The sequence below is a fragment of the Lapillicoccus jejuensis genome, from assembly GCF_006715055.1.
Lineage (GTDB): Bacteria > Actinomycetota > Actinomycetes > Actinomycetales > Dermatophilaceae > Lapillicoccus > Lapillicoccus jejuensis.
Window position 1 is genome coordinate 2,804,975 of record NZ_VFMN01000001.1, and the last position, 24,256, is coordinate 2,829,230.

The 24,256-nt window shown below is 76.0% G+C and carries 20 protein-coding genes; 13 read left to right on the forward strand and 7 right to left on the reverse strand.

Going from position 1 to position 24,256, the window contains the following annotated elements:
* Positions 1–12: 12 nt before the first annotated feature.
* Complete coding sequence (locus FB458_RS13105; protein ID WP_246061205.1) at positions 13–465, reverse strand: metallopeptidase family protein; 453 nt, start codon at positions 463–465, stop codon at positions 13–15.
* Between the two features lie 61 nt (positions 466–526).
* Here FB458_RS13105 and FB458_RS13110 point away from each other — a divergent pair, with 61 nt between their 5' ends.
* The 5 genes from FB458_RS13110 (at position 527) to FB458_RS13130 (ending at position 4,284) form a co-directional block, all read left to right on the forward strand.
* Positions 527–946 (forward strand): DUF3499 domain-containing protein, encoded by a 420-nt coding sequence (locus tag FB458_RS13110; RefSeq protein WP_141848881.1) that lies wholly within the window; start codon positions 527–529, stop codon positions 944–946.
* A gap of 104 nt (positions 947–1,050) precedes the next feature.
* On the forward strand, positions 1,051–2,508 hold the full coding sequence (locus tag FB458_RS13115; protein ID WP_141848882.1) for a phosphomannomutase/phosphoglucomutase: 1,458 nt from the start codon (positions 1,051–1,053) through the stop codon (positions 2,506–2,508).
* A gap of 44 nt (positions 2,509–2,552) precedes the next feature.
* Positions 2,553–2,744, forward strand: coding sequence for a Trm112 family protein (locus FB458_RS13120; protein ID WP_141848883.1), 192 nt, complete (start codon positions 2,553–2,555; stop codon positions 2,742–2,744).
* A 16-nt stretch (positions 2,745–2,760) separates the two neighbouring features.
* Positions 2,761–3,957, forward strand: a complete 1,197-nt coding sequence (locus FB458_RS13125) for an SIS domain-containing protein (RefSeq protein ID WP_141848884.1) — start codon at positions 2,761–2,763, stop codon at positions 3,955–3,957.
* 27 nt (positions 3,958–3,984) lie between these two features.
* Positions 3,985–4,284: a hypothetical protein gene (locus FB458_RS13130; RefSeq protein WP_141848885.1), complete on the forward strand. Its 300-nt coding sequence runs from the start codon at positions 3,985–3,987 to the stop codon at positions 4,282–4,284.
* Positions 4,285–4,295: 11 nt separating this feature from the next.
* On the opposite strand, the gene FB458_RS13135 is transcribed toward FB458_RS13130, so the two are convergent.
* Entirely contained in the window at positions 4,296–4,829 is a 534-nt protein-coding gene (locus FB458_RS13135) for a YbaK/EbsC family protein (RefSeq protein ID WP_141848886.1), read from the reverse strand.
* Between the two features lie 35 nt (positions 4,830–4,864).
* Entirely contained in the window at positions 4,865–6,349 is a 1,485-nt protein-coding gene (locus FB458_RS13140; protein ID WP_141848887.1) for a hypothetical protein, read from the reverse strand.
* A gap of 65 nt (positions 6,350–6,414) precedes the next feature.
* Between FB458_RS13140 and FB458_RS13145 the strand changes: the two genes are divergently transcribed.
* Complete coding sequence (locus FB458_RS13145; protein ID WP_141848888.1) at positions 6,415–7,404, forward strand: cation diffusion facilitator family transporter; 990 nt, start codon at positions 6,415–6,417, stop codon at positions 7,402–7,404.
* 23 nt (positions 7,405–7,427) lie between these two features.
* On the opposite strand, the gene FB458_RS13150 is transcribed toward FB458_RS13145, so the two are convergent.
* Both FB458_RS13150 and FB458_RS13155 read right to left on the reverse strand, forming a co-directional pair.
* Positions 7,428–9,785: a hypothetical protein gene (locus FB458_RS13150; RefSeq protein WP_141848889.1), complete on the reverse strand. Its 2,358-nt coding sequence runs from the start codon at positions 9,783–9,785 to the stop codon at positions 7,428–7,430.
* A 153-nt stretch (positions 9,786–9,938) separates the two neighbouring features.
* Complete coding sequence (locus FB458_RS13155; RefSeq protein ID WP_246061206.1) at positions 9,939–11,234, reverse strand: MFS transporter; 1,296 nt, start codon at positions 11,232–11,234, stop codon at positions 9,939–9,941.
* Between the two features lie 184 nt (positions 11,235–11,418).
* Here FB458_RS13155 and ahcY point away from each other — a divergent pair, with 184 nt between their 5' ends.
* The 6 genes from ahcY to FB458_RS13185 all read left to right on the forward strand — a co-directional run bounded on the left by ahcY (position 11,419) and on the right by FB458_RS13185 (position 20,940).
* Complete coding sequence (gene ahcY, locus FB458_RS13160) at positions 11,419–12,855, forward strand: adenosylhomocysteinase (RefSeq protein ID WP_141848890.1); 1,437 nt, start codon at positions 11,419–11,421, stop codon at positions 12,853–12,855.
* A 181-nt stretch (positions 12,856–13,036) separates the two neighbouring features.
* The gene (locus FB458_RS13165; RefSeq protein WP_141848891.1) at positions 13,037–14,911 is read left to right on the forward strand and encodes a glycosyltransferase 87 family protein; all 1,875 of its coding nucleotides are present in this window, start codon (positions 13,037–13,039) and stop codon (positions 14,909–14,911) included.
* Entirely contained in the window at positions 14,902–16,566 is a 1,665-nt protein-coding gene (locus FB458_RS13170; RefSeq protein ID WP_170185676.1) for a pilus assembly protein TadG-related protein, read from the forward strand. The genes FB458_RS13165 and FB458_RS13170 overlap by 10 nt, the downstream gene beginning before the upstream one ends.
* A gap of 115 nt (positions 16,567–16,681) precedes the next feature.
* Positions 16,682–17,359, forward strand: a complete 678-nt coding sequence (gene mtrA / locus FB458_RS13175; protein ID WP_141848893.1) for an MtrAB system response regulator MtrA — start codon at positions 16,682–16,684, stop codon at positions 17,357–17,359.
* 9 nt (positions 17,360–17,368) lie between these two features.
* The gene (gene mtrB, locus FB458_RS13180) at positions 17,369–19,102 is read left to right on the forward strand and encodes an MtrAB system histidine kinase MtrB (protein ID WP_246061207.1); all 1,734 of its coding nucleotides are present in this window, start codon (positions 17,369–17,371) and stop codon (positions 19,100–19,102) included.
* Positions 19,099–20,940 carry an LpqB family beta-propeller domain-containing protein gene (locus FB458_RS13185; protein WP_141848894.1) on the forward strand — a complete coding sequence of 614 codons (1,842 nt, stop codon included), beginning with the start codon at positions 19,099–19,101 and terminating at the stop codon, positions 20,938–20,940. The genes mtrB and FB458_RS13185 overlap by 4 nt, the downstream gene beginning before the upstream one ends.
* Before the next feature lie 13 nt (positions 20,941–20,953).
* Here FB458_RS13185 and FB458_RS13190 read toward each other — a convergent pair whose 3' ends face one another.
* Complete coding sequence (locus FB458_RS13190) at positions 20,954–22,276, reverse strand: hypothetical protein (RefSeq protein WP_141848895.1); 1,323 nt, start codon at positions 22,274–22,276, stop codon at positions 20,954–20,956.
* Positions 22,273–23,709, reverse strand: coding sequence for a hypothetical protein (locus tag FB458_RS13195; protein ID WP_141848896.1), 1,437 nt, complete (start codon positions 23,707–23,709; stop codon positions 22,273–22,275). Before FB458_RS13195 ends, FB458_RS13190 begins: the two co-directional genes overlap by 4 nt.
* A 217-nt stretch (positions 23,710–23,926) precedes the next feature.
* Between FB458_RS13195 and FB458_RS13200 the strand changes: the two genes are divergently transcribed.
* The gene (locus tag FB458_RS13200) at positions 23,927–24,109 is read left to right on the forward strand and encodes a Flp family type IVb pilin (protein ID WP_141848897.1); all 183 of its coding nucleotides are present in this window, start codon (positions 23,927–23,929) and stop codon (positions 24,107–24,109) included.
* Positions 24,110–24,256 lie beyond the last annotated feature (147 nt).

Below are 24,256 nucleotides of genomic sequence, written 5' to 3' on the forward strand. Positions count from 1 at the left end.
CGGGGGGCGCGGTCAGTCCTCCTCGTCACCCAGCTCGGGGTCGAGCTCCTCGGGGCGCACCCCGAGCAGGCCGGCCAGCTGCTCGGTGACGACCTCGGCGACGAGCGCCGCCAGCTCGCGCTGTCCCTGCACGCGGGTCTCGACGGGTCGGCGGTAGACGACCACGCGGGCCGCCTCCGAGCCGGTGGCGGGGAACAGCCGCCCGAGGGGGACCTCCGCGTGCTCCCACGGCGCCGGGTCGGAGGGCGGGACGTCCTCGACCGCGAGCTCCACCGGCGGGAACGGGCCGCTCCAGCGGTCCTCGACCCGGCCGGCGGCGTCGAGGACGAGGTCGTCGAAGCGCTCGGCCCGTGAGGCCATCGCCGGAACGGGGGGCCAGGCCATCGGTCCGCGCACCCCGCGACCGCGCCGGTCGCGGCGGCTGCGCCGCGGTCCGCCGCTCGCCGTCGCCCCCGTGCTGCCCACCGGCCCAGCGTACGGCGTGCCCTCGGCGTCCCGGCCCGCGCGACGCCGTACAGTCCCTCGGGTGGGTGTGACGCGGCAGTGCAGCAGGACGGGGTGCGGTAGCCCCGCGGTGGCGACGCTGACCTACGTCTACCGGGACTCGACCGCCGTCCTCGGCCCGCTGGCGACGTACGCCGAGCCGCACACCTACGACCTGTGCGACGTGCACGCCGAGCGCCTCACCGCCCCGCGCGGGTGGGACGTCGTCCGGCTGTCCGGCGACTACACGCCGCCCCCGCCGAGCACCGACGACCTGCTGGCCCTCGCCGACGCGGTCCGCGAGGCGGGCCGCCCGCGCCGGTCGGCGACCGGCGGGACGTCCGGGACCGGCGCCGGGCCCGCCGCGACGGCGGCCGCCGCCGGCGGCTCCGCCGAGGACCGCTCCGGCGCGGTCGAGGTGCACCGCCGCGGCCACCTGCGGGTGCTGCGCGACGCCCCCTGAGCGGCCCCCGAGCAGTCCCTGAGCGGTCCCCGAGCAGCCCCCGGAGGAGGGCCCCGCACGGCCCTCGGTCGGACGCGTTGTCCGACGTCGATAGGGTCGAGCGCGTGAGCGAGCGCCGGCTGTCCGACTTCATCAAGGCCTACGACGTGCGCGGCGTGGTCCCCGACCAGCTCGACGAGGACGTCGCCCGGGCCATCGGCGCCGCCTTCGCGCAGGTCGTCGCGACCCCGGAGGGGGCGACCGGCGTCGTCGTCGGCCACGACATGCGCCCGAGCTCGCCGGCCCTCAGCCGGGCCTTCGCCGAGGGCGTGGCCGCCCACGGCCTCGACGTCACCCTCATCGGCCTGTGCTCGACCGACGGCCTCTACTACGCCAGCGGCGCCCTCGGGCTGCCCGGGGCGATGTTCACCGCCAGCCACAACCCCGCCCAGTACAACGGGATCAAGCTCTGCCGGGCCGGGGCCCGGCCCGTCGGGCAGGACTCGGGCCTCGGCGAGATCCGCGACCTCGCGCAGTGGTCGCTCGACCGCGGCGACCAGGTGGGCCGCGAGGGCACGGACCGGGTCGGCGAGATCTCCGAGCGCGACCTGCTCGCCGACTACGCCGCCTTCCTGCGCGGCCTCGTCGACCTCTCGACGGTCCGCCCGCTCAAGGTCGTCGTCGACGCCGGCAACGGCATGGGCGGGCACACCGTCCCCGCCGTCCTCGGCACCGGCGCGGGCCTGCCCGAGCTGCCGCTGGACGTCGTCCCGCTCTACTTCGAGCTCGACGGCACCTTCCCCAACCACGAGGCCAACCCGCTCGAGCCGGAGAACCTGCGCGACCTGCAGAAGGCCGTCGTCGAGTACGGCGCCGACCTCGGCCTGGCCTTCGACGGCGACGCCGACCGCTGCTTCGTCGTCGACGAGCGCGGCGAGCCGGTCAGCCCCAGCGCCATCACCGGCCTCGTCGCCGAGCGCGAGATCGCCCGCGCCGTCGCCGACGGCACCCCCGCGGGCGACCTCGCCGTCGTGCACAACGTCATCTCCTCGGCCGCCGTCGCCGAGGTCATCCGCGAGAACGGCGCCCGCCCGGTCCGCACCCGCGTCGGGCACTCCTTCATCAAGGCCGAGATGGCCCGCGAGGGCGCGATCTTCGGCGGCGAGCACTCCGCGCACTACTACTTCCGCGACTTCTGGTTCGCCGACACCGGGATGCTCGCCGCGCTGCACGTCCTCGCCGCCCTCGGCGGCCAGGACGAGCCGCTGTCGCGGCTGACGGCGTCGTACGACCGCTACGCCGCCTCGGGCGAGATCAACTCGACCGTCACCGACCAGGCCGCCGCCACGCAGCGGGTGCGCGACTGGGCGGGGGAGCAGGGCGACGTCACGTACGACGAGCTCGACGGCCTGACCATCCACCACGCCGCCACCTCGGGCGCGCAGGGTGACTCGCCGCTGTGGTGGCTCAACGTCCGCGCGTCGAACACGGAGCCGCTGCTGCGGCTCAACGTCGAGGCCGCCGACCGTGGCACGATGGAGGCCGTCCGCGACGCGGTCCTCTCGGTCGTCCGAGCGGGCTGACCTCCCCGCACGACCCCTCCGCACGACCTCGAGGCAAGGACACCATGAGCACGTCTTCCACCGACTGGCCCCGCTCGATCCTGCGCTGCCCCGCCTGCCGGTCCGAGCTCGTCGACGCCGAGGGCCCCACCGGCCCGGAGCTGGTCTGCACCGACGGGTCCTGCGCCCGGGCCTACCGGGTCGACGACGGCGTCCCGGTGCTGCTCGTCCACGAGGCCCGTCGCCCCCAGGGCTGAGACGGGGGCCGCCGCCGTGCCGCACTTCGACGACTCGCTGGTCGACGACGAGGAGGCCGTCGCGCGGCTCGACTCGCGCGGGACGCTGCGGGCGCTGGCCACCGCGGGCGCCCAGGTGCGCCAGGCCGTCCGCCTGTCCGAGGAGGCCGGCGTGGCCCGGGTCGGCGGCGGCGAGCGGCCCCGGTCGGTCGTCGTCGCGGCGACCGGCGGGTCGGCGGTCGTCGCCGACGTCCTCGAGCTGCTCGCCGAGCCCGGGTCGCCGGTGCCGGTGGCCGTGCGGCGCAACGTGCCGCTGCCCGGCTGGGTCGGCTCGCTCGACCTCGTCGTCGCCGTGTCGCAGTCGGGGCGGGCCCCCGGCCCGCTCGCGCTCGCCGCCGAGGCGGCCCGCCGCGGGGCGTCGCTGCTCACCGTCGGCGCGCCCGACTCGCCGCTCGCCGACGTCGCCGCCCGGGCCCGCGGGGTGCACGTGCCGACCCCGCCCGGTCCCGCGTCGTCGCGGACCGCCCTGTGGGCGCTGCTGACCCCCGTCGTCCTCGCCGCCGACGCCCTCGGGCTCGTCGCGGCCCGCCCGGCCGTGCTGGTCTCCGTCGCCGACCGGCTCGACGCCCAGGCCGAGCTGTTCCGCCCGGGCAGCGACACCTTCGTCAACCCTGCCAAGAGCCTGGCGCTCGAGCTGGCCGACGGGGTCCCGGTCGTCCTCGGCGACGGCGCCCTCACCGGCGTGGCCGCCGCCCGGGCGGCCTCGATGCTGGCCCGCACGGCCCGGGTGCCGGCCACCTGGGGCCAGCTGCCGGACGCGGCCTCGCAGGTCGTCGCCTGCTTCGACGGCCCCTACAGCGACGCGGGGATCTCGCGCGGCGCGGGCCTGGGCGACCTGCGGGTGGACGACATCTTCGCCGACCCCTTCCTCGACGGCCCGCCCATGCCCCGGCTGCGCCTGCTCATGCTGCGCGACACCGCCGCCGAGGAGCGCGGCGGTCCCGACGGCGAGCAGGCGCAGGGCCGCCGGGTCGCCGACGCCGTCGTCCGGCTGGCCGCCGACGCCGGCGTCCGGGTCAGCCAGCACGACACCGAGGCGGGCCACGCCCTCGAGCGGCTGGCCGGCCACGTCGCGCTCGTCGACTTCGCGGCGACGTACCTCTCGCTCGGGCTCGGGACCGACCCCGGCCTGTCACCGCACGTCGCCGACCTGCGCGACCTCACGGGGGAGTGACCGGGAGCGGCGCGTAGCGTCGGGGTCATGCGCATCCCCACCTCCCTCGTCACCGCCGCCTCGCTCGTCGGCGGCTGGCAGGCCGCCCGGCGGACCGGGGTCCGACCGCTCGGCGGTGTCGTCCTCGCCGCCGGCGGCGCCGTCGCAGCCCGCGAGTGGTCGCGGCGCACGACGCCCGCGACGACGGCCGCCCTCGTCGCGACCTACCTGGGCGCCTTCGGCCTCAGCCACCCGCTGGCCAAGCGGATCGGGGCGTGGCCGTCGGTGCTCGTCGTCGCGGCGGTCACCGCCGGGGCGTCGTACGTCGTCGCCGACCGGCGCCCCTGAGCGCGGAGCCCTCAGGCGGGCCGGGACAGCGCGAGCGCGCGGGCGCCCGGCAGGCGCAGCAGGTCCGCGGCCGGCAGCAGCAGCTTGCTCGAGCGCAGCCCGCTGCCGACGACGACGTCGCCGGCCGCCACGACGGCCTCGTCGACGAGCACGGGCCAGCCCTCGGGCAGCCCGACCGGGGTGATCCCGCCGAACTCCATGCCGGTCAGCCCGACCGCGTCGTCGTGGGCGGCGAAGGAGCACTTGCGCGCGTCGAGCTCGGTGCGCACGACCCCGTTGACGTCGGCGCGCGTCGTGGCGAGCACGAGCACGGCGGCGTACGTCGTCGCCCCGCCGCGGCGGCCCGCGACGACGACGCAGTTGGCGCTCGCCCCGGGCGCGACGTCGTAGGCCGCGCAGAAGGCGGCCGTGTCGGCGAGGCCCGCGTCGATGCGCGCGACCCGCGCCCGCGGCACGAGGGCGGCCGCCGACGCGACCGGTGCGGCGACGAGGTCGAGGTGGTCGGCGAGCGGGAGCCAGTCGAGGGTGCCGGCGGCGGAGGGCATGCGGGAACGCTAGCCGCGCACCCCCCGGCCCGCGATCAGGGGTGGCGCAGCAGGCGGTAGCCGTCCGCGACCGCGACGACCCGCCAGCCGGACCGGTCGACGAGGGCGTCGGCGAGGGGCGAGTCGACCGGGAGCACGGCCGCCGTCGCGCCGTACGACGCGAACGCGTCCTGCCAGCCGGGCTGGGTGAAGGCGGCCCGCTGGTAGCGGTCGAGGTAGTCCTGGTTGAACAGCTCGGTGCGGCCGTCGACGACGAGCGAGAGGTCGGGGTGGGCCCAGTCGAGCCAGCCGCCGACGTCGTACCAGTCGTAGACGACGGTCCCCGCGGGCAGCGCGTCGAGGGCGGCGTCGAGCCCGGTCGGGACCCGGGCCGCCCGGTCGCTCGCGGTGAGCAGGGACGCCACGAGGACGACCAGCGCGGTCCCGGCGAGCAGAGCCCCCTCGACCCGCGGGAGGCGGCGGGGGGCGGGCGGGTCAGCGGGCCCGCGCAGGGCCTCGGTGACGAGCGGAGCCAGGAGGACCGCCCCGACGGCGACCGTGCGCAGCGCCAGCAGGCACGCGAGCAGGGCCGCCAGCCACAGGCCGACGCGCACCCACGACCACGAGCGCCGACGGCGCGCCCACACCACCGCGACGGCGGCCAGGGCGAGGACGGGGACCGCCACCGTCGGGGTCCGCAGCGACGGCGCCGCCCACTCGGTCACGTACTGCGCCGTGTCGCCGACCCCCATCGCGGCGGTCAGCGTGCGGTAGCCGACCGGGGTCAGCAGCCCGGCCAGACCGGCGAGCACGGGGACGAGGAGCAGCGGTCGCGCGGACCGCGGGTCGCGACCGGCCGCGCGCTCGTCGAGCAGGACGCCGACGGCGAGGACCGCGCCGACGAGGGGACCGAGGACCCAGAACCCGTGGCAGCACGCCCAGACCCAGGTGAGCCCGACGAGCCACCAGCGCGGTCGGCGGTCGTCGGCGCTCGCCAGCCACGCGCGCACGGTGACGGCGAGCAGCGCGAAGCTGACCAGCTGCGGTCGGGGACCGAGGCTCGGGGCGAGGCCGACGACGGCCACCGTCGTCCCGATGAGCGCCTGCAGCAGCGTGCCCCGCGAGCGGCACAGGGCGAGCACGGCCGCGACGACGAGGACGAGGCCGACCTGGCGCAGGACGACGACCCCGGCCAGGCCGTCCACCCGGGCCGCGAGGGCGAGCAGCACCTCGGGGGCCCACTCGTGCAGCACCCACGGCCGGGTGTTGAACGCGCTCCAGTCGTCCGCGGGCAGGAAGGACCAGGTGCGCAGCAGCTGCTCGCCGGCACGCAGGTGCCAGAACGTGTCCGGGTCGCCGACGGGGCCGTGGACGGCCCAGACGACCAGGGCCGGGACGGCGACGAGCAGGAGCCGCGGCACGACGGTGTCGAGCAGGCGACCGCGTCGGTCGCTCGACCCGGGCGACCCGGCACCGTCGGCAGTGCCCCGGGTCGGCGGGGTGCCGGTCGCGGGTCGCGCGGCCGGGTGGGTGAGGGTCATCGGGGGGCCTCCTTCGACCTCGGGGCCACCCAGGGGGTTCCCAGGGAGCCACTACGCTTCGGCCCATGTCGACCGAGGGTGGGACCAGGGCCATCTACGCCGCGCTCGCGGCCAACCTCGGGATCGCGGTGACGAAGTTCGCCGCGTTCCTCCTCACCGGCAGCAGCTCGATGCTCGCCGAGTCCATCCACTCGGTCGCCGACTCCGGCAACCAGCTGCTGCTCCTGCTCGGCGGGCGCCGGGCGCGGCGGGAGGCCACGCCGCAGCACCCGTTCGGCTACGGCCGCGAGCGCTACTTCTGGGCCTTCGTCGTCTCGATCGTGCTGTTCAGCGTCGGCGGGCTCTTCGCGCTCTACGAGGCGTACCACAAGTGGGAGCACCCCGAGGGGATCAGCGACTGGGTGTGGGTGCCGTTCGTCGTCCTCGTCGTGAGCATCGGCCTCGAGGGCAACTCGTTCCGCACCGCGGTCCAGGAGTCCAACCCGCAGCGCGGGTCGCGCTCCTGGCCGCAGTTCGTCCGCAGCGCCAAGGCCCCCGAGCTGCCGGTCATCCTCCTCGAGGACCTCGCCGCGCTGCTCGGGCTCGTCTTCGCGCTCGTCGGCGTGACGCTGACCGTGGTCACCGGCGACGGGCGCTGGGACGCCGTCGGCACCGGGCTCATCGGCCTGCTGCTCGTCGCGGTCGCCGCCGTGCTCGCGGTCGAGATGAAGTCGCTGCTGCTCGGGGAGGCGGCCTCCCGGGAGAACGTCGCGGCCATCGAGGCCGCCGTCGCCGGGACCGACGGCGTCGACCGGCTCATCCACATGCGCACGCTGCACGTCGGCCCGGAGGAGCTCGTCGTGGCCGCGAAGGTCGCCGTCACCGCCAGCGACAGCGCCGAGCTCGTCGCGTCGACGATCAACCGCGCCGAGCTGCACGCGCGCCAGGCCGTCCCCGGCCTGACCCTGCTGATGTACCTCGAGCCGGACATCGACCACGGGGACGACGAGCCGCGGCCCGCGTGGGACCCCGAGACGCCGCCCGCCCAGGTCCCGCCGCCGGCCGGACCGGCCTAGGTCCCCCCGGCCGGGACGCGGCCTCATGCGCCCGGCTCCGTCGCCGGCTCCGTCGCCGGCTCCGTCGTCGTGCGCTGGGTGACCCCGACGCGGACGGCCGGGTCGGCCACGACGGCCCGCACGACCTGCAGGCGCCCGGTGACCCGGTGCCCGTCGGGGCCCGTGGCGTCGGGGCCGGTGACCCGGACCGGGACGTGGGTGACCCCGCCGGTCGCCGTCACCCTCGCCCGCAGCAGGACCGACCCACCCGTCGCCCCGGTGGGGGCCGAGCCCGGCAGGTCGACGGTGCGCGGGCGCGCGTCGACCCCGGTGAAGCGCAGGACGAGCGTGACCTCCTGGGGCCGGCCGGTGAGGTTGCCGACGACGAGGTCGGTCCCGTCGTCGACCCACTGGTAGCGCTCGCCGCCGCGGCCGGACGTCGCGGACGCGCCGTCGGTCAGGTCGACGACGACGGGGTGCAGCACGGCGTCCCGGCGGGCGGCGAGGGCGCGGGCGCCGTCGCGGGCCAGCAGGGCGTCGTACCGGCTGCGGAGGGGGAAGGCGGTGAGCCGGCCGTCGTCGCTCGTGGCGAGGGGGCCGCCGAGGAGCGTGCGGAGCGCGCTGGTGGGGTCGTCGGCGCCGTAGCCGGCGTGGTCGACCTGGACGGCGCAGAACCCGGCGGCCGCGAGGTCGTCGACGAGGGAGGGGAGGTCGCCCTGGGGGAGGGCGAGCTGCCAGTCGGCCGCCGCCGTCCCGCGCATCGCGCCGTAGCTCCAGCGCAGCGACCGCCCGGTGAGGGTGGGCCGCAGCGGGTCGTAGTCGCCCATCCGCTGCAGGGGACCGTTCTCCGGGTAGCGCATCACCGGCGCCTCGAAGACGGCGCAGCCGGCGGGCAGCGCCGCCTCGAGCCGGTCGGTGTACGACGTCAGCGTGGCCAGGGCCGCCCGCTGGGCGGCCCAGTCGGGCGCCAGGGCGGGGTTGGTCTGGTCCGCGACGCCGACGGCCAGCACGACGGCGCAGGCCACAGCGCCGACGAGGCGACGGCGCCGCAGGAGCGCGGTGAGGCCGAGACCGACGGCGAGCAGCCCCAGCAGCGCGACGAGCAGGGACAGCCGCGACCAGGTGCGCAGCTGCGGGGTGACGAGGAGGGCGACGAGGGAGCCCAGCCCCCCGCGGACGTAGAAGGCGAGCGCGGCCGGCAGCAGGAGGCCGAGCACGGTGACGAGCGGGGCGGCCCGGCGACCGGTCCGGCCGACGGCGGCCCGGGCCAGCAGCACGAGCAGCCCGACGCAGCCGAGCAGCGCGACGACGCCGATGGCCGACGACTCCGACGTGGCCGGCAGGCCGAGCTCCTGGTAGCGGGTGGTCAGCGCGGCGAGCGCGGCGTCGCGGTGGCCGGACCACGGCAGCACGAGGTCGGTCAGCTTGCCGGCGAACTGCTCGCTGTCGCCGACGGTGCGCTCGGCGAGGCCGCCGGTCACCGTCTGCCCGCGGGTGGTCCAGCGGCTGCGCAGCAGCGAGCCGCCGGTCGTGGCGAGCAGCAGCGCGAGGGGGACGGCGGCCCGCAGCAGCGGGCCGAGCCCGGGCCGGCGCAGCCGGCGCACGACGAGCGCGACGAGCAGCAGCAGCGCGGTGAAGGCGGCGTAGTAGACCCCGGTCAGACCGACGGTGACGACGAGCAGCAGCGAGCGGGCGTCCCACCACTGCGCGGCGCGCCGCAGCCGCGGGGTGGGGCGGCGCGGGCTCCGCAGCACCGGGCCGCCGCGGGCGGTCGTGACGACGAGCCACATCCCGAGCGGCACGGCCCAGTAGGCCGCGAGGAAGAGGTGCGCGAAGCGGGTCTGGTGCGCGGGGACGACGGAGAACAGCACGCCCACGACGACCGCCGCCGCCGGGTGCGCCCCCAGCCGCCGCGCCAGCCAGTGCGCGGTGAGGGCGCTCGCCGGGAAGCCGAGGACGAAGTAGAGCGCGGCGACCGTGGTCGGCGAGCCCGACAGCAGCCCGAGCAGGCGCACGAGGACGAGGTGCAGGTCGTCGGCGGTGGCGAAGAAGCCCGCGACCTGTCCGTAGGGCGCCCCGACGTGCGGGTCCAGGCCCCACGCGCCACCGTCGAGCACGGCGCGGACCTGCGACTGGTAGACCAGCGCGTCACCGGAGAGGTCGACCGGGGTGCCCGGGCGCCAGTCCCACAGCCGCAGGGTCGTCGCCGTGACGGCGCAGGAGAGCAGCAGCGTGGCCAGCGGAGCGCCCGCGGCGTGGGTGACCCGCCGCGCCCGCGCGCCGTACCGGGCCCGGCGTCCGTCCGACGCGGCCGCGGCGGCGCCGGTGGCGGCCGGACGCGGCGGCGCCCCCGGGACGACCGGGCGCGCGCGCAGCACGGTCGACGGGGAGCTGGACGCCACGACCGCTCCATCGGCCCCGCGGGGGGTGCGGATGAGGGGAAACGGCGGCGGACCCTGCCGCCCGTCGCGGGCCGGTGACCTGCGGGAACTATGCCGTGCCCCACGGGGTGGGGCACGGCACAGTGCACGGGCGGGGCCTCTGCCCGCCTCGGTCTACGCCGGCAACGGCCGGTGGGCGGTCTCGCGCAGGGCGACCGCGTAGACGACGAGCGAGACGAGGCAGAGCGCGCTGAGGTACCAGGGGAAGAGGGTGCCGTGCCCGGCGTCCTTGAGGGCCGTGCCGACGTACGGCGCCGTGCCGCCGAAAAGCGCGACGGACAGCGAGTACGGGAAGCCGATGCCGCTCGCGCGGACCCGGGCCGGGAAGACCTCGGCGTTCACCGCGGCGGCGATCGAGGTGTACATGGCGAGGAAGACCATCCCCGTGCCCTGGACGAGCAGCAGCCGCCCGGCCCCGTCGTCGAGCAGCGCCAGCCCGGGGACGGTGAGCAGGACGAACGCGGCGGCGAAGGTCAGCAGCAGCGGCCTGCGCCCGACCCGGTCGGACAGCATCCCCATGAGCGGGTTGAGGACCATGAAGAACACCAGCGCGACGGTGCCGACCCACAGCGCCGTCCCCTTGGGCACGCCGGCGTACGTGTTGGCGTAGGTCGGCAGGTAGGTCGTCCACGTGTAGTAGGCGATCGTCCCGGCCACGGTGATCCCGACGATGAGCAGGGACTGGCGCGGGTGGTGGCGCAGCGCGTCGAGCAGCCCGGGGCGTCGCACGCGCCCTGAGCGCAGGTCGTCGGCGTCGGCGAGGGTCTCGCGGGCGCCGCGGCGGATGAGCAGGCCGACGAGGCTGAGCAGCGCGCCGACCGCGAAGGGGACCCGCCAGCCCCACGACGACATGGCGTCGTCGGACAGCGTGGACGCGAGCACCGCGGCGAGGCCGGAGGCGAGCAGCTGCCCGATCGTCGTCGAGACGTACTGGAAGCTGGAGAAGAACCCGCGCCGGTGCGGGGGCGCCGACTCGACGAGAAAGGTCGTCGACGCCGCGAACTCCCCGCCGACCGACAGCCCCTGGACGAGCCGGGCGACGACGAGCAGGACGGGGGACAGGACCCCCACCTGCGCGTACGTCGGCAGCACCGCGACGAGCAGCGACCCCGCACCCATGAGCAGGATGGTCAGCGTGAGGGCGGCCTTGCGCCCCAGCCGGTCGGCGACCGCCCCCATGAGCAGCCCGCCGACCGGGCGCATGAAGAACCCGACCGCGAAGACGGCGAACGCGTCGAGCAGCGAGGTCAGGCCGCCCTCGCCCTTCGGGAAGACCTGGGTCGCGAAGTACGTCGCGAGGAACGAGTAGGCGTACCAGTCGTACCACTCGACGAGGTTGCCGACGCTCGCCGCGGCGAGCTGGCGGGGCGAGGACAGGCGTTCCGGGCTGACCGTGGTGGGGGCGCTCACCGTCTCCACACAACCACAGCCGCCCCACAGCCGCTCGGCGGTGGGCGCGGCGGGGGGTCGGCGACGCCGTACGGGCTCCGGTAAACTGGGGGCAGCCGGCGTGGGTGATGCCCCGCGAGCACGACGCGCCCAGATGGGCTACGCCGGGTCCGACACCTTCGATCACACTGGAAGTGGGTTCCCCATGTCCTTCGACTTCAAGGTGGCCGACCTGAGCCTCGCCGAGGCCGGCCGTCACCAGCTCCGTCTGGCCGAGCACGAGATGCCGGGCCTCATGGCCCTGCGCGAGGAGTACGGCGACTCGCAGCCCCTCAAGGGCGCACGGATCGCCGGCTCGCTGCACATGACCGTGCAGACCGCCGTGCTCATCGAGACGCTCACCGCGCTCGGTGCCGAGGTCCGCTGGGCCTCCTGCAACATCTACTCCACCCAGGACGAGGCCGCCGCGGCCGTCGTCGTCGGCCCGCAGGGCACCCCCGAGGACCCGCAGGGCGTCCCGGTCTTCGCCTGGAAGGGCGAGACGCTCGAGGAGTACTGGTGGTGCACCGACCAGATCCTCACCTGGCCCGGCGCCGAGGGCCCGAACATGATCCTCGACGACGGCGGCGATGCCACGATGCTCGTCCACAAGGGGCGCGAGTGGGAGACCGCCGGCCAGGTGCCGCCGGTCACCGAGGAGGACTCCGAGGAGTTCGGCGTCTTCAAGGAGCTCGTGCGCCGCACGGTCGCCGAGGACGCCACCAAGTGGACGCGCATCTCCGAGGGCATCAAGGGCGTCACCGAGGAGACCACCACGGGCGTCCACCGCCTCTACCAGCTGGCCGAGGCCGGCGAGCTGCTCTTCCCGGCCATCAACGTCAACGACGCGGTGACCAAGAGCAAGTTCGACAACACCTACGGCTGCCGCCACAGCCTCATCGACGGGCTCAACCGCGCCACCGACGTCCTCATCGGCGGCAAGGTCGCGGTCGTCTGCGGCTACGGCGACGTCGGCAAGGGCTGCGCGGAGTCGCTGCGCGGCCAGGGCGCCCGCGTCATCGTCACCGAGATCGACCCGATCTGCGCGCTGCAGGCCGCGATGGAGGGCTTCCAGGTCGCGCGCCTCGAGGACGTCGTCGGCTCCGCCGACATCTTCGTCACGACGACCGGCTGCTACGACGTCATCACCGCGGACCACATGGCCGCGATGAAGAACAAGGCCATCGTCGCCAACATCGGCCACTTCGACAACGAGATCGACATGGCGGGCCTGGCCCGCACGGCCGGCATCACCAAGACGCAGATCAAGCCGCAGGTCCACGAGTGGACCTACAGCGACGGCCACTCGATCATCGTCCTGTCCGAGGGTCGCCTGATGAACCTGGGCAACGCCACCGGGCACCCGAGCTTCGTCATGAGCAACTCGTTCTCGAACCAGACGATCGCGCAGATCGAGCTGTTCACGAAGACCTCGGAGTACGACAAGCAGGTCTACGTGCTGCCCAAGCACCTCGACGAGAAGGTCGCCCGCCTGCACCTCGAGGCCCTGGGTGTCCGGCTCACCGAGCTGACCAAGGGCCAGGCGGAGTACCTCGGCGTCGACGTCGCCGGGCCGTACAAGCCGGACCACTACCGCTACTGAGTCGCTCGGCCCACCCGGGCCGTCGGCGAGGAGCCCGTACGACGCGTGCCGTCCACCCCGTGGGGTGGGCGGCACGCTCGCGTGTCCGGCCAGGACGGGGTGGCCGAACGGTCGATGCGACCTATTCGCCCCTTAGGTACGTTTTGGGTCAGCCTTTCCCCCGTCGTGAGGTCACCTCCCCGTGTCCGCTTCCCTGCTCCCGGCGCCGGTCGCTGCCTCGACCGACCCCCGTGACGTCCCCGCCCCCTCGAGCCCCCTGCACCCCCCGCGCGCCGCGCGGCGGCGCCTCGCCCTGCCGTCGCTGCGCCCGACCCTCGTGGCCCACGTGACCTGGTGGATGGTCGCGGCGACGCTCCTGCTCCTGCACCTGCTCGACGCGCGCGGCGCGGAGGGCTTCGGCGTCGACCTCGACGTCTACCTGCGGGGCGGGTCGGCGATCCGGCACGGCGAGGACCTGTACGCCGTCACGGTGCACGGGCTGCTCTTCACCTACCCGCCCTTCGCCGCGACGGCGTACGCCGTCGTCGCGGGGCTGCCCGCCGGGCTGCTCACCGGTCTCTCCCTCGGGGTGAGCCTGGTCGCCCTGGCCGTCGTCGTCGCCGTCGTCGGGCACCGGCTGGCGCTGCCCGCGACCACGGTCGCGAGCATCGGGGCCGGGCTGGCGGTCAGCGAGCCCGTCTTCCGCACGCTGCTGCTCGGCCAGGTCAACGCGGTCCTGCTGCTCCTCGTCGTCCTCGACCTGCTCGTGCTGCCGCGCGGGCGCCAGGGCCTGCTCGTCGGCCTCGCCGCCGGCGTCAAGCTCGTCCCGGGCGTCTTCGTCCTGTGGTTCCTGCTGAGGCGCGACCGCCGCGGCGCCCTGCTCAGCGGTGCGGGGTTCGTCGCGACGCTCGTCGTCGGGGCTCTGGCCGACCCGGCGGGATCGCGCTGGTACTGGGGCGGCGGTGCCCTCTCGCTGGGCAAGTTCGGCCGCTCCTCCGTCTTCGCCGTCGACAACCAGTCCCTGTCGGCCCTCGTGGACCGCCTGCGCCACGACCCCGGCCTGCCGGCCTCGGTCACCGTCGTCAGCGCGGTGCTGCTCGTCGCGGTCGCCGCGCTCGTGGCCCGGGCGGCGCTCGCCGCCGGCGACGAGGTGGGGGCGCTCCTCGCCCTCGCCCTCGGCGGGCTGCTCGCCTCGCCCGTTTCGTGGACCCACCACTGGGTCTGGTTCGGCCCGGTCGCCCTGTGGCTCGCGGCCCGCCGCCGCCGCTGGGCGGGCGTCACCCTGGGGGCCCTCGGCGTCCTCGTGCTCGTCGGCCCGATGTGGCTGCTCCCGAGCGGCCCGTGGTCGCCCCTGGGTCACGACCTCGCGCAGGGGGTCGTCGGCGGCTGCTACGCCGTCGCCGGCCTGGCGCTGCTCGTCGCGCTGGGGCTGGTGTCCCGGCGCGCGGTGCCCCGCGCACGCGGAGCGGCGCCCTCCCAGGGGGTGGAGGACGCCGCATCGCCAGTCTCGCACATCCGCGCCCCGCGGTCGGGGCGGACGGGGATCCTGCTGCGCGCGCGCCGGGGTCGGCGTGACGGCGGGGTCGCCGCCGTGGAGGCGGCGATCGTCCTGCCGATCCTCTTCGTCGTGCTCTTCGGGATCATCGAGTTCGGCTTCGTCTTCCGCGACGACATCAGCATCACGACGGCCATCCGGTCGGGGACCCGCTACGCCGCCATCGGCAAGACCGGCGACCCCACCTTCCCCGCCGGCGCCGTCACCCAGGTCGCCAACGGCCTCACCGGCGTCGACATGTCGGGCTTCCAGTCCATGTGGGTGTACGACGCCTCGACGTCGACCACCCCGCCGTCGGCCTGCGGCACCTCGACCTGCCTGTCCTACCCGTGGGACAACACGACCCGCACCTTCGGGACGCCGACCGGCAGCTGGAACCCCTGCGCGGCGGCGACGACGACGGGGGGCCGGGTGGCCCTCTACATCGCCGTCAAGCACACCGCCTTCACCGGGCTGGTCCCGGCGTCGCCGACGATCAGCGACAAGGCCGTCTTCGCCTTCGAGCCCGGCGCGTGCTCGTGACCCGGCGCGCCGTGCCCGCCCGGCGCTCCGTGCGGAGCTCCGTACGGCGGCTGCTCGCCTCGCGCCGGCGTCGCGACCGCGGCGTCGTCGCCGTGACGACGGCGATCCTGCTCACCGTCCTCGTCGGCTGCTGCGGCGCGGTCGTCGACGTGGGGCGGTGGTACCTCACCCAGCAGCAGGCCCAGCGGGCCGCCGACGCGGCCGCGTCCGGCGGGGTCGTCTCGCTGCCCGGCGACCCGACGGCGGCGTACGCGACGGCGGCGGCGCTCGCGAGCAGCAACGGGTTCCCCAGCGCTGGGGGCACGACGGTGACGAGCCAGGCCGTCGGCCCTGGCGGCAACCGGCTCAGCGTCACCGTGCGGACCTCGGTGAACAACTTCTTCCTCCCGCTCTTCGGCATCGGGAGGACCAACATCGCGACCACCGCCACGGCGGACTACGTCAAGCCCGTCCAGATGGGCAGCCCCTGCAACGAGTTCGGGAACGACCCCTCGGGCTCGGCCGTGCGCAGCAGCAACTGCAACGCCACCGGCCAGTTCTGGGCCAACATCGGCAGCCCGGCGGGCACCAAGGTGTCCGGTGACGCCTTCACCGACAACTCGTGCAGCAGCTCGACCTCGGACGGCTGCCCGGGCAACGTCAACACCGACTTCAACAGCTCCGGCTACTACTTCACGCTCACCCTCACCAAGCCGGTGACCGACCTGCGCGTCGAGGCCTTCGACCCGGCCTTCGTCGCCGTCGGCGACACCTGCACGCTCAACGGGATCAACGCGAACAACGACACCAAGGCCTCGCCCCCCGCCAGCGGCACGATCTACGCCTCGGGGTCCAGCAACCCCGCCTGCACGGGCGACGTGTCGTTCAACGGGGTGCCGGTCACGACCCAGTACACGCTGCGGCAGGCGACCTCCACGACGGTGGCCCTCGACCCGAGCACCTACGCCCCGATGGCCAACTGCTCGACGACCTTCCCGGGCTACAACGGCGACCTCAGCGGCATCCAGGACCCGGCCTGGGGCAACGGGGACAAGGTCAAGTCCGCGGTCAGGGCGGAGTTCCGGCAGTGGGTCCCCCTGTGCCAGCCGCTCGGGACCACCCCTGCGGGCACGTACTACCTGCAGGTGCAGACCTCCGGGGTCGGCGCGGACAACGCCGGCGGTCACAACCGGTTCTCGCTGCGCGCGTACTCCGGCACCGACACGTCGGCGCAGGACGGCATCAGCATCTCGGTCAGCCAGCGGATGGCCATCTACGCCAACATCCCGGCATCGAAGACGACCTTCTACCTGGCCCGGGTGCCCGCGGCCTCGGCGGGACGGACCCTGAGCATCGCGCTGTTCGACATCGGCGACAGCACGGGGCCCGGCGTCGTGAGCATCCTCGACCCCACGGGTGGCTCACCCAAGGGGTGCACGGGCACCGGCCCGGTCAGCGGGAAGCTGCCCTCGTGCGCGGTCACCTCCAGCAGCTCCTTCAACGGGCGCTGGGAACGCATCTCCGTCCCCATCCCGGCGACGTACACGTGCGACGACACCGACCCGCTGGCCTGCTGGTACCGGCTCAGCTACGACTACGGCACGGGCAACCAGCCGAGCGACACCACGTCGTGGACCGCCTCGGTCGGCGGCAGCCCCGTCCGGCTCATCCAGTAGCGCCCCTCCTCCCGCCTGCGCGCGTCGGCGCCCCGGCGCCGGGGGAGCGGGCGCGGGTGTGTGAGAATCCACGCACGGTTCCGCTCGAGGGGAGGCATGTCGCGGTGATGTCCCGGTGAAGGGTCGCGTGCTCGTCGTCGACGACGACCTGGCGCTCGCGGAGATGCTGAGCATCGTCCTCAAGCAGGAGGGTCTCGACGTCACGCACGTCGCCGACGGCTCGTCGGCGATGGCCGCCTTCCGCGAGTCCCGTCCCGACCTCGTCCTGCTCGACGTCATGCTGCCGGGGATCGACGGCATGGAGGTCTGCCGCCGGATCCGCGCCGAGTCCGGCGTGCCGATCGTCATGCTCACCGCGCGCACCGACACGGTCGACGTCGTCGTCGGGCTCGAGTCGGGCGCCGACGACTACGTCGTCAAGCCGTTCAAGCCGCAGGAGCTCATCGCCCGGCTGCGGGCCCGGCTGCGCCGCGGCGACGAGCCGGAGCCCGAGCGCCTCGACATCGGCGACCTCACCATCGACGTCGCCGGGCACTCCGTACGACGCGCCGGCCGGCCGCTCTCGCTCACGCCCCTCGAGTTCGACCTGCTCGTCGCGCTCGCCCGCAAGCCCTGGCAGGTCTTCACCCGCGAGGTCCTCCTCGAGCAGGTCTGGGGCTACCGCCACGCGGGCGACACCCGGCTGGTCAACGTCCACGTGCAACGGCTGCGCAGCAAGATCGAGCACGACCCGGAGCACCCCGAGATCGTCGTGACGGTGCGCGGGGTCGGCTACAAGGCCGGTCCCGCCTAGCGGGTCGCCGTGGCCGAGCCCGCCGCCCCGCCGGTGACCCGACGCGCCCTGCTCCTGGCCGCGCGGCTGGGCCGCACCCTCCTGCGCGGCGCCCGCCGGCTGCGGCGCACCTGGCGGCGCAGCATGCTCGTGCGCACCGTCACGGTGACGATGGTGCTCGGGCTGGCCGTGCTCTCCGTCGTCGGCAGCTTCCTCTACCAGCGGGTCGCCGACGGCCTCGTCGAGGAGCGCCGCAACGGGGCGACCGCCGAGGTCATCCAGCTGGCCCGCCGGGTCGAGGCGACCTTCGCCACGACCGACCAGACGACGAGCGACGGCCTGCTCACCGTGGCCCAGACGGCCATCCAGAGCATCGCCGGCACCGAGCAGTCGCGGTTCACGATCCTGGCCCGGGACGCGCGCAACACCAACCGCGACATCATCCTGCAGCCGGTCGTGTCCGGCGACGTCGGCCTGTCGTCGGTGCCGGCCGACCTGCGCGACCGCGTCGCCCGCACCCCCGGGATCCAGCAGACGCAGATCATCAGCGTCGAGCTGCCCGGGGACAGCCGGGCCACCCCGGCCTGGGTGATCGCCCAGCAGGTCGACACCGGCCCCACCGGTCTCGGGCCCTACGACCTCTACGTCATCTACCCGATGGCCCGCGAGCAGAACACCCTCGACCTCGTCGGGCGCACCTTCGTCGTCGGCGGCATCGTCCTGATGTTCCTCATCGGCGGGGTCGCCTACGTCGTCACGCGGCTCGTCGTCGCGCCCGTACGACGCGCCGCGGCGGTCGCCGAGCGGCTCGCCTCCGGCGAGCTCGACGAGCGGATGCGGGCCCGCGGCGAGGACGACATCGCCATCCTCGCCCAGTCGTTCAACGAGATGGCCGCCAACATCCAGCAGCAGATCGACCAGCTCGAGAGCCTGTCGCGCTTCCAGCAGCGGTTCGTCTCCGACGTCTCGCACGAGCTGCGCACGCCCCTGACGACCATCCGGATGGCCGGCGACCTCATCCACGACTCCCGGGCCGACTTCGACCCGGCGGTGGCCCGCTCCTCGGAGCTGCTGCACGCCGAGCTCGACCGCTTCGAGGCGCTGCTGACCGACCTGCTCGAGATCAGCCGGTTCGACGCCGGGGCCGCCGTCCTCGACCTCGACCCGACCGACCTGCGCGCGGTCGTCGCCCGGGTCGTCGACTCGTCGGCGAGCCTGGCCGAGCGGCGCGGCAGCCCGGTCGAGGTCGACCAGCCCGACGACCCGTGCCTGGCCGAGGTCGACGCCCGCCGGATCGAGCGGGTGCTGCGCAACCTCGTCGTCAACGCCCTCGAGCACGGCGAGAGCCGCCCGGTCGAGATCCGCATCGCCCAGGACGAGCACGCCGTCGCCGTCGCCGTCCGCGACCACGGCATCGGGCTGCGCCCGGGGGAGGCCGCCATGGTCTTCAACCGCTTCTGGCGCGCCGACCCGGCCCGCGCCCGCACGACGGGCGGCACCGGGCTCGGTCTGGCCATCTCGCTCGAGGACGCCCGGTTGCACGCCGGCTGGCTCCAGGCCTGGGGGGCCCCGGGGGAGGGGTCCTGCTTCCGGCTCACCCTGCCGCGCCGGGCCGGGGCGGTGCTGACCGGCTCCCCGCTGCCGCTCAACCCGCAGGTCCCGCCGCGCGCGCCGCGACGTCGTACCCCCGAGGCCGACGGGTCCGGGGACGGGACCGAGCAGCCGACGGTGCGGCTGCGAGCCGTCTCGCGGGGCCGGCCGTGAACCCGCGGCGCCGCGGCGGCCGGGTCCTGGTCCTCGCGCTCCTCGCGGCCCTGCTGCTCGGCGGCTGCGGCGGGCTGCCCGGCAGCTCCCCCGTCGCCGCCGGGCTGCGCGCCGACACCAAGGTCGACCAGCGCGCCCGGGTCGTCGTCAGCGGCCCGATCAAGGGGGCTCCGCAGACGATCATCGCCCGCGACTTCATCCGCGCCGGCGCCGCCTTCCAGGACACCGACGCCAACCAGCAGGTGGTCGGTCGCACCTTCCTCGCCCCGGACTCGGTGGACCGGTGGAAGCCGACGTCCGCCATCACGGTGTACGACGCCCCGACCAGCCTGACCATCGACCAGCTGCCGTCCGACCAGGTCCGGGTCAGCGTGGCCGCCGTGGCGACCATCGACGCCGCCGGCCGGTACGCCGAGCTGCCCCCCGGCACGACCCGCTCGCTCGTGCTGTCCATGGTCCGGGTCGACGGCGAGTGGCGGATCGAGCTGCCCGCGGCGGGCTTCGGGCTGTGGCTCAACACCGACGACCTCGAGCAGGTCATGGGGCACTACGAGCTGCACTACGTCGTCGCGGGCACCCAGCGGCTGGTCTCCGACGTGCGGTGGTTCCCCAGCGGGTCCGGACTGGCGACCGCGCTGACCCGTGCCCAGCTCGGGCCGGTCCCGGGCTACCTCTCGGGGGTCGCGACCACCGCCTTCCCGGCGAGCGCCCAGCTGGCGGTCGACGCGGTCGACGTCGACCCGCAGGGCAAGGCCACCGTCGTGCTCGCCGACGACCCCGCCGTCGTCGAGCCGGGGCGGCGGCGGGCCCTGTGGGCGCAGCTCGTCGCCACCCTGCTGCAGCCCGGCACCACCGTGATCTCGGTCGCCCTCGAGGTGCAGGGGGTCGGGCCGATCCCCGTCCCCAACGTCGCCGACGAGGTCGCGCAGCTCGACGTGCTCGGCTTCACGACCGAGCCGTCGCTGGCCCTCACCGTCGGCGCCGCGCGCCGCGGCACCGAGGTGACGCTGGTCAACCCGCAGGACGTCGCCGAGGGGGGTGTCGTCCCGGCGGGCCGGCCGCTGCAGGGGGCCCCGGGCCCGACCCGGGTCTCGTCCGCGTACACCGGCCTCGCGCTCTCGCCCGACGGCACCGACCTGGCCGCCGTCGCGCAGGGCCGCGCGGAGCTCGTGCGCTGGCGCGCCGGGGTCCCGCTCACCGCCCCCCCGCTGGGCACGGACCTCACCGACCCGGCCTACGACACCGCCGGACGCCTGTGGGTCGCCGGCTCCGCCCAGGGGCGGACCACCGTGTGGACGCTCACCGGTACCGCCGCCACCCCCGGCGTCGCGACGCCCGTGAGCGCCGGCTGGCTGACGGGACGCCGGGTCCTGTCGCTGCGGATCTCGCCCGACGCCACCCGCGCCGCCGTCGTCAGCACCGCCGCCGACGGCTCCGGCAGCCGCCTCGACGTCAGCGGCGTCCGGAGGGACGGCAGCGGCGTCCCGCTGTCCCTCGCGGCGCCGTACCAGCAGGGGCAGCCGCTCGTCGACCTGCGCACGGCGACCTGGGTGGGGCCGCTCGAGCTGGTGGCGCTCGCCCGGGACCGCGCGGGCGGCCAGCTGCGGCCGTTCGACGTCTCGCTCGGGGCCGGGGTGGGGCTGCGCCGCGTCGCCCGGCTCACCCTGGACCAGCAGCTCGTCCCGCCGGTGCCGGACGCCGTCTCGGTGCAGACCCGCGACGTCGACTCTCCGGCCGCCGCGCTCGTCGTCCTCACCGGCGAGGCGACGTACCTGCGGCTCGGCGGGCGCTGGGAGCTCGCGGCCGGGGTGCGCGACCTCGTCGTCGGGGGGCTCTAGGGACCGTCGGCCCTCAGCGCGCCGGGGCCGCCCGCAGCAGCACGACCGGACCGGAGCGGGCGACGACCCGCCAGCCCAGCCGCTCCTGCAGCGCGGCGAGCAGCGGCGCCTCGTCGGTGAGCAGCGCGGCCTGGGCCCCGCTGCCCGCGACGACCTCGCGCCAGCCCGGCTCGGCCCGCAGCGCCGCCAGCAGCCGGCCGGACGGCACGTCGGCGACCGTCGCGGCAGCCCCCGCGCGCACCCGCGGGCCGAGCCGCGGGTCGGCGAGCACGGGGGTGCCGGGGGGTAGGGCCGTGAGGGCCGGACCCAGCCGGGCGACGGGGTCCTGCGCGGCGGCCGAGGCCGACGTCACCCACGCCGGGACGGCGGCGAGCAGCAGCGCCACGCCCACGACGAGGGCGCCCGGCGCGGCGGACGCGGCCGTCGTCGACGGCGACCGGCCGCCGAGCGCGGTGGCGACGACGACGGCGGCCACGAGCCCGGCCGCCGGGGAGGTGCCGGCCGGCCCGAGGGCGAGCAGGAGGGCCAGCCCGGCGAGGACCGGCGTCGACCGGTCCGGGGTCCGACCCGAGCGCAGCCACGAGCCGATGACGAGGACGAGCGGGACGACGACGAGCAGGACCAGCGGGTCGGTGACCGGTCGCGGGCCGGTGCCGCCCGGCACCGGGCCGGACCACAGCGCGCCGCCCCAGGTCGAGAGGGTCGCCGCACCGTCGCGCGCCCGCAGGAGCAGCGCCCCCGCGGCCACGACCCCGACCAGCAGCGCGCCACCGGTCGCGGCGAGGACCCGGCGCGCCCCGTCCGGCCGGCCGTCGGCCCGCTCGCCGAGGGCGACGGCGAGGCCCAGCACCGGCGCCAGCACCCAGCCCGGGTCGAGGAGGGCCCACAGGGCGACGAGCAGCACGGCGGCCCCGGCCGCGCGCGCTCCGGGCGACCCGGGGTCGCGCGCCGCCCGGCGCCACAGGACGAGGGTCCAGGCGGCGAGGACGAGGCCGAGCAGGCGGGTCCCGGTCGGGACGGCGGCGCACCCGACGAGGGCGACCGCCAGGGCGACCACCCGCCGCAGCGGGTCGGCCGACCCGGCGGTCGCGCGCAGGACGGCGAGCGCGACGAGGGCGACGGCCACCGCGTGGACCAGCCCGAGGGCCCCCGCCCCCGCGCGGGCGACGAGCGCCAGGGGGGCGAGGGAGGTCGACCCGGCTACCGCGACCCACGTCTCCGGCCCGACGGCGGGCAGACCGGCGAGCGCGGCGACGACCAGCACCGCGACGACGGTGACCAGCCGCGGCGACGGTCCCGGGGGGCGGGTCGGGGGTGCCGCGGGGGTCGCGGTCACCGCGCGCCCCGGGCCAGGAGGAGGTAGCCGTCGGCCTCGCGGTCGACCCGCCAGTGCCGCACGTCGAGCAGGGCACCGGCGACCGGCGCGTCGCGGGGCAGGAGGGCGTACGACGCCCCGGAGGAGTCGACGAGCGCCTCCCAGCCCGGCCGGGCCTGGTACGTCGCGACGAAGCGCTGCAGGTGGTCGGCGGAGAACGACTCGGCGCGCAGGTCGACGACGGGCCGCACCTGCGGGGCGGTCCACAGCAGCCAGCCGCTGACGTCGGTCTGGGCCAGGACGACCGTGCCGGCGGGCAGCGCGGCGACGGGGGCGGCCAGCCCCGCCGGGACCACGCGGGGGACGGCCGCGACCACCCGCGCCACGGGCAGGGCGACCAGGGCGGCGACGGTCGCGGCGACGAGCGCCCCGGCGAGGGGGAGGGCGCTCGGGCGCGGGCCGCCGGCCCCGGCGGTCCCCGACGGGGCGAGCAGGTGGTCCGCGAGCACGGGCAGCGCGACGAGCAGCCCGGGGGCGGCGGTGCGGACGGCCGAGACCGCGAGCAGCAGACCGACGGCGAGCAGCAGCAGCTCGCTGCGCCGCAGCCGCCGACCCCGGCGCAGGGCGACGACGGCCAGCGCGGCCACCAGGACGAGCAGGGTGGCCACCGCCGGGTCGGCGAGGGTGCCCGGCTGCCACTCGACGACGAACCGCCGCCCGTTCCCCCCGACGGCGAAGGGGGTGAGGAGCAGGGCCGGGCCGAGGGGCGTGGCGAGGGTGACGAGACCCTGGAGCAGCAGGACGGGGGCCAGGTGCCGGACCCGGGCGCGGCCGTCCCCGACGGTCCCCCCGCCGGTCCCCCCGTCGAGCAGGACGCCGGCGAGGACCGCGGCGGCGGCGACGAGGCCGACCGTCCACAGGCCGTGGGTGGCGGCGAACACCCAGGCCAGCGGCACGAGCCACCAGCGGCGGCGACCGTCCTCGCCGCTGCGGGTCCACCCGTGCACCTGCAGGGCGAGCAGCACGAGACCGAGGGTCTGCGGGCGCTCGGTCATCGCCGGCACGACGAGCAGCGTGCCGACCAGCCCGCCGAGCAGGGCGCGGCGCGGGGCGACCCGGTGCCGCAGGGTCGCCAGCAGGACGACGAGCAGGGCGAGGACGGCGACGACGCGCATCCACGCCACGGCCGGGACCCCGAGGACGCGGACGAGCTCGTACCCGACCACCGAGGGCAGCCACTGGGTGGGGGAGTAGGCGCGGTCGGCCGACGGGGTGAGCGGGTCGGGCAGGCCGAAGCGGCCACCGCCGGCCAGCAGCTCGCCCACCCGCAGGTGCAGCCAGGGGCTGGGGTCGGAGACCGGCCGCAGGACGAGCAGGGCCACCGCGGTCGCGCCGGCGACGCCGGCGGCCAGTCGGGCGGCCGGGGGACGCCACACCCGGGCCGGCCACCGCATGACCGGATCGTCCCGGTTCGGACGAGGGGACGCAACCTCGCGCGGCGCAATGAGCCGATCGGACGAGGCCAGGGTCGTACGGCCGCCGGCAGGGTTGATGCTTTGACCGATTTTGCCGTCTTGGTCCGTTAAGTGAGAATCGTGACTGGCCGCCCGCTTCCTCTCCGACCGCGGGTCCACCTCCACCCCACCACCACTTGCGAAGAAGGAACCTCCCATGCTCAAGGCTCTCGTCCGCGCCCAGCAGGCCGCCGCCCGTCTCCAGACCCGTGAGCGCGGCGCCACCGCCGTCGAGTACGGCCTGATGATCGCGCTCATCGCCGCCGTCATCGTCGGTGTCGTGTTCGCCCTCGGCGGCAACCTCAACAACATCTTCAACACCGTCAACACCAAGGTCTGACGCGGACCCACCGGCCGGCCCGAGCCGGCCGGTGGACCCGCGGCGACGGGCCGGCCCAGGCCGGGAGGTCGCCGGTCCCGTCGCCCGCCAGGTCGGCCCCTCCGTGGGCCGACCTGCGCCGTACGTCCTCCTGCCGCTCGTCCTGCC